General features: G+C 60.0%; 12 protein-coding genes and 2 pseudogenes. 7 read left to right on the plus strand and 7 right to left on the minus strand.

Translation table 11 applies throughout. The features are described 5' to 3' along the window. The first annotated feature begins 69 nt into the window (after window positions 1-69). Window positions 70-807: a transporter substrate-binding domain-containing protein gene (locus FPJ27_RS00965; RefSeq protein WP_204421235.1), complete on the plus strand. Its 738-nt coding sequence runs from the start codon at window positions 70-72 to the stop codon at window positions 805-807. A gap of 162 nt (window positions 808-969) precedes the next feature. On the opposite strand, the gene FPJ27_RS00970 is transcribed toward FPJ27_RS00965, so the two are convergent. Beyond that, window positions 970-1,674, minus strand: coding sequence for a Crp/Fnr family transcriptional regulator (locus FPJ27_RS00970; RefSeq protein WP_204421083.1), 705 nt, complete (start codon window positions 1,672-1,674; stop codon window positions 970-972). A gap of 195 nt (window positions 1,675-1,869) precedes the next feature. Between FPJ27_RS00970 and FPJ27_RS00975 the strand changes: the two genes are divergently transcribed. After that, the gene (locus FPJ27_RS00975; RefSeq protein ID WP_239483156.1) at window positions 1,870-2,760 is read left to right on the plus strand and encodes a hypothetical protein; all 891 of its coding nucleotides are present in this window, start codon (window positions 1,870-1,872) and stop codon (window positions 2,758-2,760) included. Between the two features lie 357 nt (window positions 2,761-3,117). Here the strand turns inward: FPJ27_RS00975 and FPJ27_RS00980 are convergent, their stop codons facing one another. Both FPJ27_RS00980 and rdgC read right to left on the minus strand, forming a co-directional pair. Further along, window positions 3,118-4,443 (minus strand): IS256 family transposase, encoded by a 1,326-nt coding sequence (locus tag FPJ27_RS00980; protein WP_239483157.1) that lies wholly within the window; start codon window positions 4,441-4,443, stop codon window positions 3,118-3,120. A 74-nt stretch (window positions 4,444-4,517) separates the two neighbouring features. Then, window positions 4,518-4,940, minus strand: a pseudogene (rdgC, locus tag FPJ27_RS00985) (recombination-associated protein RdgC); the annotation flags it as partial. A gap of 404 nt (window positions 4,941-5,344) precedes the next feature. Here rdgC and FPJ27_RS00990 point away from each other — a divergent pair. The 4 genes from FPJ27_RS00990 (at window position 5,345) to FPJ27_RS01005 (ending at window position 8,040) form a co-directional block, all read left to right on the plus strand. Continuing rightward, window positions 5,345-6,226 carry an NmrA family NAD(P)-binding protein gene (locus FPJ27_RS00990; RefSeq protein WP_072439558.1) on the plus strand — a complete coding sequence of 294 codons (882 nt, stop codon included), beginning with the start codon at window positions 5,345-5,347 and terminating at the stop codon, window positions 6,224-6,226. A gap of 30 nt (window positions 6,227-6,256) precedes the next feature. Next, complete coding sequence (locus tag FPJ27_RS00995) at window positions 6,257-6,631, plus strand: hypothetical protein (RefSeq protein ID WP_072439561.1); 375 nt, start codon at window positions 6,257-6,259, stop codon at window positions 6,629-6,631. 72 nt (window positions 6,632-6,703) lie between these two features. Further along, a complete protein-coding gene (locus FPJ27_RS01000) occupies window positions 6,704-7,417 on the plus strand; it encodes an SDR family oxidoreductase (RefSeq protein ID WP_072439563.1) in 714 nt (237 codons plus the stop codon). Between the two features lie 161 nt (window positions 7,418-7,578). Then, window positions 7,579-8,040 (plus strand): MarR family winged helix-turn-helix transcriptional regulator, encoded by a 462-nt coding sequence (locus tag FPJ27_RS01005; protein WP_175963474.1) that lies wholly within the window; start codon window positions 7,579-7,581, stop codon window positions 8,038-8,040. 653 nt (window positions 8,041-8,693) lie between these two features. Here FPJ27_RS01005 and FPJ27_RS01010 read toward each other — a convergent pair. The 3 genes and pseudogenes from FPJ27_RS01010 to FPJ27_RS36185 form a co-directional block, all read right to left on the minus strand. Beyond that, the gene (locus FPJ27_RS01010; protein ID WP_204421085.1) at window positions 8,694-9,851 is read right to left on the minus strand and encodes a DUF4382 domain-containing protein; all 1,158 of its coding nucleotides are present in this window, start codon (window positions 9,849-9,851) and stop codon (window positions 8,694-8,696) included. A 242-nt stretch (window positions 9,852-10,093) separates the two neighbouring features. Beyond that, complete coding sequence (locus FPJ27_RS01015; RefSeq protein WP_204421086.1) at window positions 10,094-10,999, minus strand: AraC family transcriptional regulator; 906 nt, start codon at window positions 10,997-10,999, stop codon at window positions 10,094-10,096. A gap of 89 nt (window positions 11,000-11,088) precedes the next feature. Beyond that, a pseudogene (locus tag FPJ27_RS36185) lies at window positions 11,089-11,265 on the minus strand (aldo/keto reductase); the annotation flags it as partial. A gap of 354 nt (window positions 11,266-11,619) precedes the next feature. Between FPJ27_RS36185 and FPJ27_RS01020 the strand changes: the two are divergent. Continuing rightward, window positions 11,620-11,832 (plus strand): DUF1059 domain-containing protein, encoded by a 213-nt coding sequence (locus FPJ27_RS01020; protein WP_072439835.1) that lies wholly within the window; start codon window positions 11,620-11,622, stop codon window positions 11,830-11,832. A 225-nt stretch (window positions 11,833-12,057) separates the two neighbouring features. Here the strand turns inward: FPJ27_RS01020 and FPJ27_RS01025 are convergent, their stop codons facing one another. Next, complete coding sequence (locus FPJ27_RS01025) at window positions 12,058-12,963, minus strand: LysR family transcriptional regulator (protein ID WP_204421087.1); 906 nt, start codon at window positions 12,961-12,963, stop codon at window positions 12,058-12,060. Window positions 12,964-13,025 lie beyond the last annotated feature (62 nt).

Here is a 13,025-nt window from a genome sequence, read left to right on the forward strand (position 1 = left end):
CATGGGAGTAAAATCGTCAACAATCGGCCGCCAAGTCTGGCGGCCGTTTTCGGTTTGCGAGACGAAGCGATGAAGGTAACGATTGCGTACATCGAAGAACCTCCGTTCGGCTGGACCGAAGCGGATGGCACCGCTACCGGTGCTGATATCGAGCTCGCTGGGACGATCCTGCGACAGATCGGCGTCACCAGGATCGAGCATTGCTTGACGACGTTCAGCGAATTGCTATCCGGCGTTGAAGAAGGTCGTTGGGACATGAACGTTCCTCTCTTTGTGACGCCGCAGCGTACCAATACTGTGGCGTTCAGCGTGCCGGTGTGGGGAATCGAGGACGGCTTTCTGGTTCGACCAGGAAACCCGAGAGCGCTCAGTAGCTATTCCTCAATCGCCGAATGTCCCGATGCGCGCCTCGGCATCATTGCCGGACAGGTACAGCATGATTCGGCGACGGCGTCAGGCGTAAGTCAGGAGCAAATCGTCATCTTCGAGCAACAAGCCGACGCGATCGTGGCCGTTCTCTCTGGCGCGATTGACGCATATGCGAGTACGGCCTTGGGAAATCGAATTGTTGCGAGCCGGATGGGCAACTCGGTGATCGAGGCCGTTGCGCACGAGCCGGAAATGAACGGCAGACAGCGGACGCCTCCGCTGGGAGCGTTTTCATTTAACCGAGAGAACGGGGATCTTTTAAAAGCGGTTAATCAGCAACTTCGTTCATATCTCGGTTCGCCAGATCATCGCGCTCGCATGGCGAGATTTGGGCTGACAGATAGTGAGATCGATCCAGCTGTCTTGAACGCAGGATAGGTCGGCTTTCGGCCACGAGGGGACCCTCGGTATTGATCCGCAGGTGACCGCTATGGGACGCCTGACGGACAAATTGGCTGAACAGCCTCTGACACGCTTTCGTCGTGCGCGATTCGAAGTGACGCACTGGAAACCGCCCGGTCTAGGCAGCCGGATTGCGCCTCAAGGAACGGGATCTCCGGCACTGGCAGCGCGCAGGCGATCAAAATCAAGAATAACGATTTCCCCGAACTTCAGATCCACGATACCCTGGCTCTCAAGGTTCTTGAGTAGCTGGTTCGTCGTCTGCCGAGTAAGCGAAACCATTGAAGCCAAGGTATCTTGCGAGAGCCTTATCCTGCTCTGTTCCGCATTAATCCCTCCGTAGCCACCAGCGATCAGCAATAGGCGACTTGCCAGGCGCTGGGCGGCGGGTAACAGTATCATGGCTTCGTTGTTCTCAAAGGAGATCCGGATTTTTTGCGCCATCAACAAGCCAAAATGTCGCCAGTAAGTAGGATGAGCTCCAAGCAGGGTTTCCAATGCGGGACCGGGTACGTGAAGCACAAGAGTCTTACCGATTGCTGAGGCATCGTGCGGGCGAGGCAGCCCATCGAATATTGAGACTTCCCCAATCCAGGCGGTCGGGCCAAGTACGGCGAGCAACGCTTCTTTTCCATCCGCTCCGACGGTGCCGATCGACAATGCACCATCGAGAATCGCGTACAGGCCGAACGACCGTTCTCCTCGCCGATAGAGCGGTTGCCCCTTCTTTAATCGGACCAGATCAGAGCGAGCGACAAGATAGTCCTGAAGCTCGATCGGCAAATCCTTGAACCACGGTGTTGTTGCAAGTTGTGGTCGATAGCGTTGTACATCGGAATTCATACGATCCCAATCTGTCGGGTAGCTGATAGATATTAGCCTGCTTTGACGACATGATCGGGGCTCATATCTGACGGCGCGGGAAGGTGATCGCGGGCGTCAGCCCTGTTCGAGCGGCCCGAGTGGCAGCGATGGCAAAACGCCTGGGTATGCCGTCACACGCGAGCTGAACGAATGACTCCCTCGAGGAACATAGTCGTGGAACATAAACATATTCCGGGTCTTGTCGATGTCATCAAGGTGGATCAGCCTGCCGACATCCTTCAAATCGCGCGTGACGGCACGCTAGACCGCGCCTTTGGGACGGGCAAGCCGTTTCTCAACAGTCTGTTGGTCCGCCGCATACTCGGGGTGCTGTCCCTCAAAGGTCATCGATTCCCGACGATGAGCGCGAGAAAGGCAACTGGACGCGAGATCCAACAGGACGCGTTGTGGCAAAGACTCAATGCCATCGCACCGGATATCCGCACCGCTCCTGCCGACCTGGAGCCATTGGCAGCGTGGGTTCGCGACACAAACACCAACGTTGCAGTCGGGCCGCTTGTGCAACAGGTCATAGGCCGTTTATTCAGTCCCACCTTTGAAGCTGGCGAGGCCACCTGGGCCGCCGCTGAAGTGATTGCTGCATCGCTTGCGCCGGGGAATGCGCTGCGCAATCTGGTCTGGCAAGTGACCGGCAAGGTGACGCGTGCCAAGGCGTTACTCGCTTCGATGGTCGGTGGTGACCTTGCAGGCGTCCACGCAGTCGGCGTAGCAATACACAATGTCGTAAAAGGCCTGAATCAAATGCGTGGTCTTTATCTCGACGCCGCGGTGCGGCAGACACTCACGCCCGAGATGGCTAGCCGTCGCTGCCTTTTCGCCCCGGCCGTGGTCCTTCGTCAAGCGACAGAGGGGGGAACGGTCGGTGGCTGCCCCTACTCTGCGGGTACGCTTCTGCTGTTGGAACTAGAGAATGCTCGGCAGACGGGTGGTGACGAATCGATGATTTTTCTTGCCGACACCTGGAGTCGCTGCCCGGCCGAGCAATGGGTGCCTGCGATGCTGGAAGGCGTATGGAGACGAGCCACAAGCGCTCACGAACAGTAAGATCCGCTTCGTTTGCGCCGTAGCCGGTGTGTACACGTCGGGCAAGCATATCGGCGGTCGAGATATCCTCCTGGTCATTTGGTCGTTGGTTTCCTGAAGAACAAGCGCTGCCCCAAAACCAAGGGGAGACTGCGGCGGCTCAACATCGGGGGGCTGGTTCATGGCAAACAAGGGTCATCGGCGCGAACGATGCCAAGGGCCGCTCGGGGTCGGGTTGAGCCAGTCGCAGTCCGCCGGGACTACGGCCGGCCGAGTCCGGCGGCGGATTCAACCGGGCCGTTGGAAGGTCATTCGAGAGTCCGTTTTCACGCCGGTGAGCAATCGTCAAGACTGGTGTACGCGGGTCGGGCGGCATGATCAGGCGGCTAGCGCTTGAGGAGCCGGTGTGCTTTCCATCACCGGGGTGCCGTCCTTGAAGGGAATGCCCTTCAGAAGCGGTTCGATCCTGTCGACGCCGCGGATCTTCCTCCAGGTCTGCTCGGCCGCTTCGATCAGCTTGAACGCCATCGCGAGGAAGGTCGAGCGCGACAGACAGTTGCGCGTGCGGCTCGTGCGGTGGCGCACCGTCGCGAACGTCGATTCAATCGGATTCGTGGTCCGCACGTGCTGCCAGTGTTCGGCCGGGAAGTCGTAGAACGCGAGCAGTGCGTCGCGGTCTTTCGTGAGCTTCTCGACGGCCTTTGGGTACTTGGCCGCGTACGTGTCGACGAACTGGTTGAACGCGGCGATTGCGTCGGCTCTTGTCGCGGCATTCCAGATCTCGGCGAGCGCAACCTTGGCCTTGCCGTGCTGCGATTTGGGCATGACGTTGAGTATGTTGCCGATCTTGTGAAACCAGCAGCGCTGGTGCCGTGTCTGCGGGAACACCTCTTCAAGCGCCGCCCACAGCCCCATCGCGCCATCGCCGACGGCAAGCAGCGGCGGCGCCTGCAGACCTCGTTTCTTCAGATCGAGCAGCAGCTCTTTCCAGGATTCCTTCGATTCGCGATAGCCGTCGTTGAGCGCCACGCGCTCCTTGCTGCCGTCCGGTTTCACGCCGATGATCACCAGCAGGCACTGCCCGTCCGAATCCTCTGCGCGGGCTTGCGTATGGATGCCGTCGGCCCACCAGTAGACCCAGCGCGAGGTGGACAGGTCGCGCTTGTTCCACTTCTCGTACTCTTCTGACCAGGCGGCCTTCAGGCGGCTCACGACGCTCGCTGACAGCCCTTTAGCCTGTTCGCCGAGCAGCTCGGACAGTGCGTCGCCCATGTCGCCGGTTGAGACTCCTCGCAGGTACAGCCACGGCAGCGACGATGACACGCGCGGCGACTTGCGCACATAGGGCGGCACGATCGTCGAATTGAACTTGATGCCGGAGCCCGAACGATCGCGGACCTTCGGCACCTGAACGGGCACCGGACCGACTGCCGTGACGATCTCGCGCTCTGGCAGGTACCCGTTGCGCACGACAGCGCGCCGGCCATCGATCGTCTTCACATTCGAATACTGTTCGAGCATTGCCGCCAGTTCCGCCTCGATTGCCTGCTGGATGATCCGCCGCGCCCCTTGCTGGATCAGATCGTCCAGGCCGGGCGTACCCTTGATGTCTGCTTCTGTTGTTTGACTGCCGCTCGTATCCTGCGTAAGTTTCGCCATGGTGGTGGAGTTCGATTGAGGAAGTGTTACCGTGAGAAGCAACATTCTCCTTCAATCGCCACCGCCTTCTCCTGCCTCAACCCTACGCCGCATACACCACTTTCAACGATAGCTCGAGCTTGTGCAGCCGCATCGATGACGAGCCAGCCGTTCACCGTATCGATCCACACGCGGGTATCTCGGCGAATGGTGAACGCGCGCGGCAGCAGTTCGTCGGTAACCTGCTCCTTGAGTTCGCGCAGCTGTTTTCGCCCCACCTTGAAGCCCTGCTGCTCCTCGACTTCAAGCGCCCGGGCCTTGGTCACCTGATTGACGACCGACGCCGGGAGCAGCTTCTTTTCGGCACGAAACAGCAGCAGCATCTGCCGGTTGATCGAATACACAAGCGCGCCGTCGTCACGCGGCGACGCCCATCCGAAGGTCTGCATCTCGACACTGCTGCCCGGTTGAAACGCGTGGGGCGCCAGCCATTTTTCCATCTGATCGGGGGTAACGGCCCAAGGCGCCGGAAGACGATGAAGCTGAAGATTTTTGAACCACATAGGAGTACGGGCAAAGCGCACCATTCTATATGACGATGACGCTTCCAGGCCATGAAGCGCCATTCATCCAGGCCGCCGCGTGGATATTCGTGCGACCGCTCCGCCCCTGTGAACCGCCGTTCGACCGTGAACGATGTGCGTTGCGTCGTCGGCCATAACGGACGTCCGGCTGTCGCCGTGCGCGAGGCTCACGTGCTTTGCCCGCAACTTCGGGGCATGGCGGTAGCCAGACAGCCCGTCGATCCGTCCCCCCAATGCCTTCGGCCCGATAAAGCATAGCGTTCCCAGGGGGCGCGACATCGCGTCCAGCGCAGACAAGAAAAGAATGCCTTGACAATTGAAGCATATGCTCCTATCTTGGCTGCAATAGAGCATATGCTCTTATTTCCAAATGGAGCCAAGCCATGAACCAGGCCGAAATACTTGTGAGCGGTGCAACCGGACGGACCGGAGGTATCGCTATCGACGAATTGCTCAAGATGGGCAGGCGCGTGCGCGCATATGTGCGCACGGACGACGATCGGGCGGCCGCCCTGAGGCAGCGCGGAGTCGATATCGCCGTTGGAGACTTCACCGACATCAATGACATCCGTGCAGCGATGGAAGGAATCCGATCGGCCTATTTTCTCCATCCGATCGCGCCGGGAATCATCGGGGCTGCTGCTTATTTCGCGCAGGCCGCAAAGGAGGCGGACGTCAAGGCGATCGTCAACATGTCGCAGATTTCCGCGCGCCGGGAGTCGAAAAGCCACGCGGCCCAGGATCACTGGGTTTCCGAGCGGGTCTTCGATTGGTCGGGCGTTCCGACTACACATCTGCGCCCCACGTTCTTTGCCGATTGGCTCGTCTATCCGCATTTTGCGAAGGAGATCTGGGCCCGGAAAAAGATTGAATTTCCCTTTGGCAATGGCCGTCACGCACCCATCGCCACTGATGATCAGGGGCGGGTTATCGCCCATGTCCTGGCCAACCCCGAAGGCCACGAGGGCAAGATCTATACGCTCCATGGTCCCGTCGAGATGAACCATACCGAGATCGCCGCGGCGATGAGTGAGGCTCTCGGAGCCCGGATCGAATACGAGCCAAGTTCCATCGAGGAGTTTCGGATCAAGATGGAAAATCTCTACAAATTTCCACCGTTCCTCACGCAGCATCTGGTCGAGGTTGCTCAGAACTACCGCGACGGCGTATTCGCGGGTACCAACGATGTCATCGAGAAAATTACCGGAAAGCCGCCACTCTCGGTCCAGCAGTTCATTACTCGGAATCGAGCCGTATTCGCGTGAGCACGACCCCAAACGAGTCGAGGTTTGAAAATGGCACACACTCAAGACGAGCGTCACCCGTTTCTGGACGATCTAACAACTGATGCAGAGTTGGTCAGCTCGGTGTTGCGTGGCCCCGTATCAGGGCGCGACGAAATCCGGCTGGCAGTCAACGCCGTCGGAACGTTCTACGCCTCGCAGACGCCCACATTTGTTCAGGCTGTCGGTTCGCGGCTCTTTCTCGAGTACGAGGCCGTTCTGACGAGCGGCGAGAACCTGAGTGCGGTCGTCGTCGTCGACCACAACTCCGACGGATCAGTGCCGCGCGTTAGCGTGCGGATGAGCCCGCTTGACGCTGTGCTGACTCTCGCTGCCCATCTGCGGGTGGCACTTTCAAAGCAGCTTCCGGAAAACCTTTTTCTTTGAACCAGGCGCCCGCAGGCCAGCGGAGGAAGATGCATCTCCCCGGAGCGCGCGGCTTTAAAAAAGGAGCTTGTCATGGAAATCAAGAACGCCACCGTCTTTATCACCGGCGCCAATCGCGGCCTGGGCCTGGCTTTTGCACGAGAGGCACGTCGTCGCGGGGCGACGAAAGTGTACGCGGGCATGCGCAACACGAATGGCTTTGAAGAGCCGGGCATTGTGCCGGTCAAGATCGATGTTACGGATACGGCGTCGATCGCTGCAGCCGCGAAACAGGCGGCGGATACGACTCTGCTGATCAACAACGCTGGCATAGCTGCGCTGATCGACGGGCCCATGGCGGCCGACGTCGAAGCGCAATCCACTCGCATGTTCGATACCAACTACTACGGCGTAGTGCGCGTCACGCAGGCCTTCGAGCAGATATTGGCGGCCAAGCGGCATGCGGCGATCATCAACGTGCTTTCCGACATCGTGTGGCTTCCGCGGCCGTATCTGACGCCGTATGCGGCGTCAAAGGCAGCAGCATGGAGTTATACGAACCAGCTTCGCTTTCATCTGCATGAGCGTGGCATCCAGGTTCTCGGCCTGCACGTCGGATTCGTGGATACCGACCTGACCAATGGCATTGACGTGCCTAAAGCCAGCCCCGAGGATGTTGTGCGGCAGACCTATGACGCTCTCGCCGCCGGCAAGAGCGAGGTTATGGCCGACGAGGGTACAGCGGTGCTAAAGAGTACGCTGTCGGCTGACGTGCCAGGCTATATTACTCCGCCGGAAGGGCTTTAAACGCCGCAGATGACGAGAGTCGGCTACCGGGGCGAGACTTGAGGCGCGCAGATTGCCGGGGCGTCAACGTTTTCAGTGTCGACTTTCATCGAAAGATACCGCCGTACTTCGCGCGTGCGCGTAGCATTCCGGCAATCAAAAGAAATGAGGAGTGGAACCAGATGTTGCCGTTCGACCAGCCGCTTGGAATCGATCAATGCAACTGCTTCGCAGTGAGGAAGGCGAGCAGGCAGATATCCCGCCTCTACGATAGCCATCTCGAGCCGGCGGGCCTGCGCATTACGCAATTCCTCACCCTGGCCGCACTAGACGAGGTGGGAAGTGCCGCGGTCAACGCCCTTGCCGAACGGCTCGATATCGAACGGACGGCGATGGGGAAGATGGTTGGCTTCCTTGAGCGCGACGGCTTCGTCGCGATCAAGCCCTCGCCCACGGACGGTCGAAGCCGCGTTGTTGAGCTCACCGAAGAAGGACGGCGCCTGCACAAAAAAGCGGCCCCACTATGGCGGGAAGCGCAGCGGGAGTTCGAGCAGTTGAACGGCGTAGAGAATGTCGCGGCGCTACGGGAGGGGCTTAGAGGAGTGGTCGTCGGCGATGTGACGGTACGCCCCCCCGGGGACTGACGGTCCACAAGAATTGCCGCAAACGCACGAGACCGCCGCTGCCCGGGACGATAGGAAGTGACGAGGCGTCGACAAATACGAATGCGGCATGGACGGATTGAATCCGCACTTGCTTGCAGCTGCTGATTTCGGGTCGAGAGTCCGGAGTGGGGCGGAGGTCGCCTCTCGCAGACGTCGGCAGCCGGCGGCGGTACCGGCCGATCCCCAGAAGGGTGAGCTCAGGTCCTGGCGTAGGTTTGTGCGCCGAGCCTTGTCAGAGAGGCCGCAGGTACTGCCGCATTACTCGCGAGTGGCTTGCAGTGTATCGGGTAACAGGATAGTCATCGGTCAGACGTAAAGCTGCTTTGGCTTCCCGAGTTTATCTGCGGCTCTGATCCGGTCCATCGGCGCACAGCGGATAAAAGAAAGGCCCGCGTTTGTGCGGGCCTCGCATCAGCAATTACCTTTCTTCGCTTGTCCGGGCGGGCAGAAACCGTTCCCCGGACCACCTTGCGGCGCGACCACTACCGGCGGACCGGGAACGTAAGCCACGCACCCGCTGAGTGCACCGATCATGCTCGCCGCAGCAAGCAACGCGATAACCCCTTTTTTCACTTCGTTCTCCCGTTGAGGGGAAAGGGCCGTTCGGCCCTTTCCGTTATGCCGTTGAACCGTCAGAAATTGAAATTGACGTTCGTTTGGCTAGTCGTTGCATTGACGTTCGTCGATTGCGTTGCGCCCGACGCTGCGTCCGCTTCGATCGTATATTGGCCCGCCGACGCCGGCGCTGCAGCCAGCGTGACCGGCAGCGAACCGGAGTACGTGCCGACGATCGGCGCGGCCGTCGGCACCGACAGCGCGTACGCGCCCGTGTCCAGGTTTGCGTTGATCGACGTGATCTCGTATGCGTTTGCATCGATCGTCTGCAGTGCGCGCACCAGCGCGTTCGCGCTCGCCGTCACCGTGCCGCTGACCGTGCTCATCGTCGAAGCAGGCAGCGTGATCGGCAGGTTCGACGTCGACACGGCCGTGCTCGTGTTCACGACAACCGGCACCGAGCGGACGACACCCGACGCGACGTTGTTCTGCACGATCACGACGTCGTAATTGCCCTGCGTCGAGCTCTGGATCAGCGGCGACAGCACGAACTTGCCGCTGCTATCGGCCACCGTGCCGCGCACGACCTTGCCACGCTGCTCGGCATAGACCGTTGCGCCCGCTTCGGCCTGTGCGACGTAGCCGGAAATCGCGCCGCTCACGACCGTCGGCGTTGCCGTCACGACCGGCTTGAGCGCATAGGTGCCGTTGCCGCGCTGCACGATCGATTTGCACGCATTGAAATCGAGCACGAGGTCGACGAGCGTGTTCGGTTGGACCGTGAACGGCGAGATGATCTTGTAGCCGCTTTGCGTCGCGCTCGGCGTCGCGAGCGCCTGCTCGCTGCCGCCCGTCGGCACGACCGAGTTCGCGAGCGTGTTGCCCTGGTTCTGCGCGAGCACGAGGCGTACCTGCTGGTACTGGCCGGCCGGCAGCGCGGTCTGGCCGAGATCGGCGAGTGCGCCGTTGGTCAGCGACAGCAGGTCGATCTTCTGCGGCGCCGGCAGCGTGATCGTCGACCAGCCTCCGTCGTTGTCGCCCGCGTTCGAACTGGCGTTCACGCGCACCTGCGACACGGTGACGAACACATGATCGAAGCCGCACGACGGTGCGTCGGTCATCGCGACATGCAGCGTGCCGTTCTGCACGCTGCCGCCGTCGTCTCCGCCGCCGCAGCCGGCAAGAACGAACGGCACGATCGCAGCGCAAAAGGCACTTTTAAAGAGCTTATTCATTGTCACCCCCCATGGGTGTTATTGTGAGTAACCGAAGAATAGCGTCGCTTCAGCCTACTATTTGGGCATCTTTGAAACGAACGGTAACTTTTGGTTCAATCGGTAAATCGTCCGCGAGATTGATGTCGCGTCAGGGGAGTGAAGCGGAACAGGGCGGCGATTATCGAGGGAGCGTGCGCAATGCAGGCGGCACGGGACAAAGCGATTGCGACGCGGAAGTAGTTAGTACCGCGGTGCTTAAATCAACGGTTGTCCGCACGCCACTGACGAGGTGTGACACCGGTCAGGCGCATGAATGTCCTCGTGAAATGGCTTTGGTCCGCAAAGCCGCACAAATCCGAGATCATGTTCAGAGGCATGGGGGACGTGCGCATGTACTTTTTTGCCAGCTCTACGCGTTGATTGATCAGCCAGCGATGCGGAGGCAGTCCCGTGGTCTGATGAAAGGCCTTGACGAAATGACTGCGAGACAGACCGCAGGCCTTCGCCACATCGACAAGCGAAATTTTTCCGTTGAGGTGTTCGAACAGGAGTCCTTTTGCCTGACGCTCCTGCCACGGCGTGAGTTTGCCGGTCTGCCTTTCCCGCTGCTCGCCGATACCGCCGTACTGACGTGCGATATGCGTCTGGAAAGCGAGCGCGACATGATCGATGAAGAGTTGCGACGCATGCTCGGGCTGCGCCAACGCCGGTAGCAAGGACTGTCCGAGGTGATGGACGATCGGGTCGGTTGCGCTCAAGTGCGGCGGCAAATAAAGCTGCGGTCGTCGCCGGCCGCCGATTTCATCGGCCGTTTCCTCCAGCGTTCGGCGAGGCAGATGGAAGTGGAGGCAGTCGAACGCCCCCTTCAGATCCGCCACCCACCTGCGGTCGAGGTCGTGAATCGTCACGGTCCCTGCGTTGTAGGGGACGAAGCGAGCCGCACGTCCGTCAAGCCACAATTCCTGTTCGCCGAAAGCGCGCAATTGCAACACAATGAGATCGGCGTCTTCGAGGTCATAGGGCGCAGTCCGACCCATATTTCTTCGTGCCGTCTTCAGCCGACTGATACCGATCTGCGCGGACGGCAATGTTTGGGTGACGACGGTTTGCCTCACGTCGGCCGGAATGAACTCGGAAGAGGCGTTGTCCGACGGTGCAGTGGCCATAAAATCGGTGAGAAGGTCAAGGACGAGACCCTGCAGTCTACCCAATCGAAATTACGGTTGTTTGGCCGGACGGCCGCCGCGATTGCGCGTCAGAGGCCGAGATTCCGTTCGCTCATCCACTTCACGATCGCCGGATCGCGATGGGAGAAGAGGCTGTATTAATCAGACAATTCGAAGTCGAAGACGGCCAGGTTTTCCAGCATCCGCTCCTTTCGCACGGACTTCGCCAGAACGACGATTCCACGCTGTACCAGCCAGCGCTGCACGCCACCCGGCCATCTATGGTCATCGACCCGCACTTTCGGACTGCCATTCAAACGTCGCTTCCGCCCGGACCGCGGACTTTCGTGTGCGGATTTCGTCAGTCATGTAGTCGGCCGTTGATTACATCCCTGCTTCATTCCCGGCCGCAGACGGCACCTGCGGCACGGCGTGCGGGCGACGCACGCGGAGCGTCGTGAATTTCGATGCGTTACCGCGAATTCATTGCACGCGACCTATACTTTCAAAATCATTTCGTCCGCGACAAGGAGGCGCAATCGTGCCTATATGCTTCGCGCGGCATCCCGCGCGGTCATCCACGCAAGACCCATGACTACTGTCGTATGAGGAAGGACATCATGACGCGCAAATACATCGATTGCCGGGAATTCCCGAGCGAAATGAATTGTTCCGTTGCGCTATCCGCGGATTCCGAAAACGAATTGCTCGAGGCGGCCGTACAGCATGCGGTCGCGGTTCACAAGCATGCCGATTCGCCGGAGCTGCGTTCACAGCTGAAAGCGCTATTTCATGACGGCACACCACCCGTTGAAACACCGCGTCAAGCGTAACGCCGGCGCGACGGATCGAAGAGCGGCGACCACCTCGCGACGGCCATCTGCCAACCACGTATTGGCGTTGACCGTAGCTGCGCATCTTGCCGAAATCTTCTTCTGAATGTGGTCCATGGGGCGGCTATCGGAGTTCGGCTGTTGTGCGAATACCTCGCTGCCGGGCCGAACTCGTACTTCCGCGTTCGGCTTTTTTCTGCCCCGTTGAGCCACTACACGTGACGGTTAATCGAAATACGGCTCCAATACCCCCTCGATCCAATCCATGAAAGCCCGGACGCGTGGCGACAGGTTGCGCCGATGGGCCACGACGAGCGACGCGGCGAGCGGCTCGGGACGCAAGTCGGGCAGAACCTCCACCAGCGCGCCGCTTTCGATGTGATGCGCGAGCGCCGAATATCCCGCCTGGATCAACCCGATGCCCGCAAGCCCGGCGGCATGATAGGTCTGCACACTGTTGACCTGCATCGCGCTCGGCAACGGAAGCGACGCATAACCGTCGCCGTCCGGGTATTCCCATCCGGCATGCCGGGCGCCGAGTGTCAGCGTGTAGTGAACCATCCGGTGCCCCTGGCTGCGCAGATCATCGAGCGTATGCGGCATGCCGTACCGTGCCAGATAGCTCGGGCTCGCCGCATTGGTCATGCGCAGCTTGCCCAGCGGTCGGGCAATCAGCGTCTCGTCGACGATCGGACCCAGACGGATCACGCAATCGAACCCTTCCTGGACAAGATCGACACGCCGATCGGTGCTGGAAAGTTCCAGTTCCAACTCCGGATGTGCCGCCATCAGTCGCGGCAGGGCGGGAACCACGACGCTTCGTGCCAACTCGGTGGGCATGTCGACGCGCAACCTTCCGCGCAGCGGTGTGCCATGACCCGAGAACATCGATTGCAACTCCTGTACTTCGGCCAGCAGGTCCCGTGCGCGCAGATAAAAGGCGCGTCCGTCTTCAGTAAGCTGCACGCTGCGCGTGGTCCGATGCAACAGCGCCACGCCGACATCCCGCTCGAGTCCGCGGATCACCATCGACACACGCCCCTTCTGAATTCCGAGGCTTTCGGCCGCACGCGTGAAGCTCGTCATTTCGGCGACACGGGCAAAGATCAAAAGCGCGTCGAGGTTTTGCATTGTTCACCCAGGGAGTAACGGAACGTTCAATTTGTCATCATTTATAACTCAGTTGCGCCTCA

The organism is Burkholderia sp. MS455 (assembly GCF_016899445.1).
Taxonomy (GTDB): Bacteria; Pseudomonadota; Gammaproteobacteria; order Burkholderiales; family Burkholderiaceae; genus Burkholderia; species Burkholderia pyrrocinia_C.

Coding starts and splice junctions, on each gene's coding strand:
- FPJ27_RS00965 (WP_204421235.1), top strand. CDS start 70: ATGAAGGTAACGATTGCGTACATCGAAGAACCTCCGTTCGGCTGGACC.
- FPJ27_RS00970 (WP_204421083.1), bottom strand. CDS start 1,674: ATGAATTCCGATGTACAACGCTATCGACCACAACTTGCAACAACACCG.
- FPJ27_RS00980 (WP_239483157.1), bottom strand. CDS start 4,443: ATGTTGCTTCTCACGGTAACACTTCCTCAATCGAACTCCACCACCATG.
- FPJ27_RS00990 (WP_072439558.1), top strand. CDS start 5,345: ATGAACCAGGCCGAAATACTTGTGAGCGGTGCAACCGGACGGACCGGA.
- FPJ27_RS00995 (WP_072439561.1), top strand. CDS start 6,257: ATGGCACACACTCAAGACGAGCGTCACCCGTTTCTGGACGATCTAACA.
- FPJ27_RS01000 (WP_072439563.1), top strand. CDS start 6,704: ATGGAAATCAAGAACGCCACCGTCTTTATCACCGGCGCCAATCGCGGC.
- FPJ27_RS01005 (WP_175963474.1), top strand. CDS start 7,579: ATGTTGCCGTTCGACCAGCCGCTTGGAATCGATCAATGCAACTGCTTC.
- FPJ27_RS01010 (WP_204421085.1), bottom strand. CDS start 9,851: ATGAATAAGCTCTTTAAAAGTGCCTTTTGCGCTGCGATCGTGCCGTTC.
- FPJ27_RS01015 (WP_204421086.1), bottom strand. CDS start 10,999: ATGGCCACTGCACCGTCGGACAACGCCTCTTCCGAGTTCATTCCGGCC.
- FPJ27_RS01020 (WP_072439835.1), top strand. CDS start 11,620: ATGACGCGCAAATACATCGATTGCCGGGAATTCCCGAGCGAAATGAAT.
- FPJ27_RS01025 (WP_204421087.1), bottom strand. CDS start 12,963: ATGCAAAACCTCGACGCGCTTTTGATCTTTGCCCGTGTCGCCGAAATG.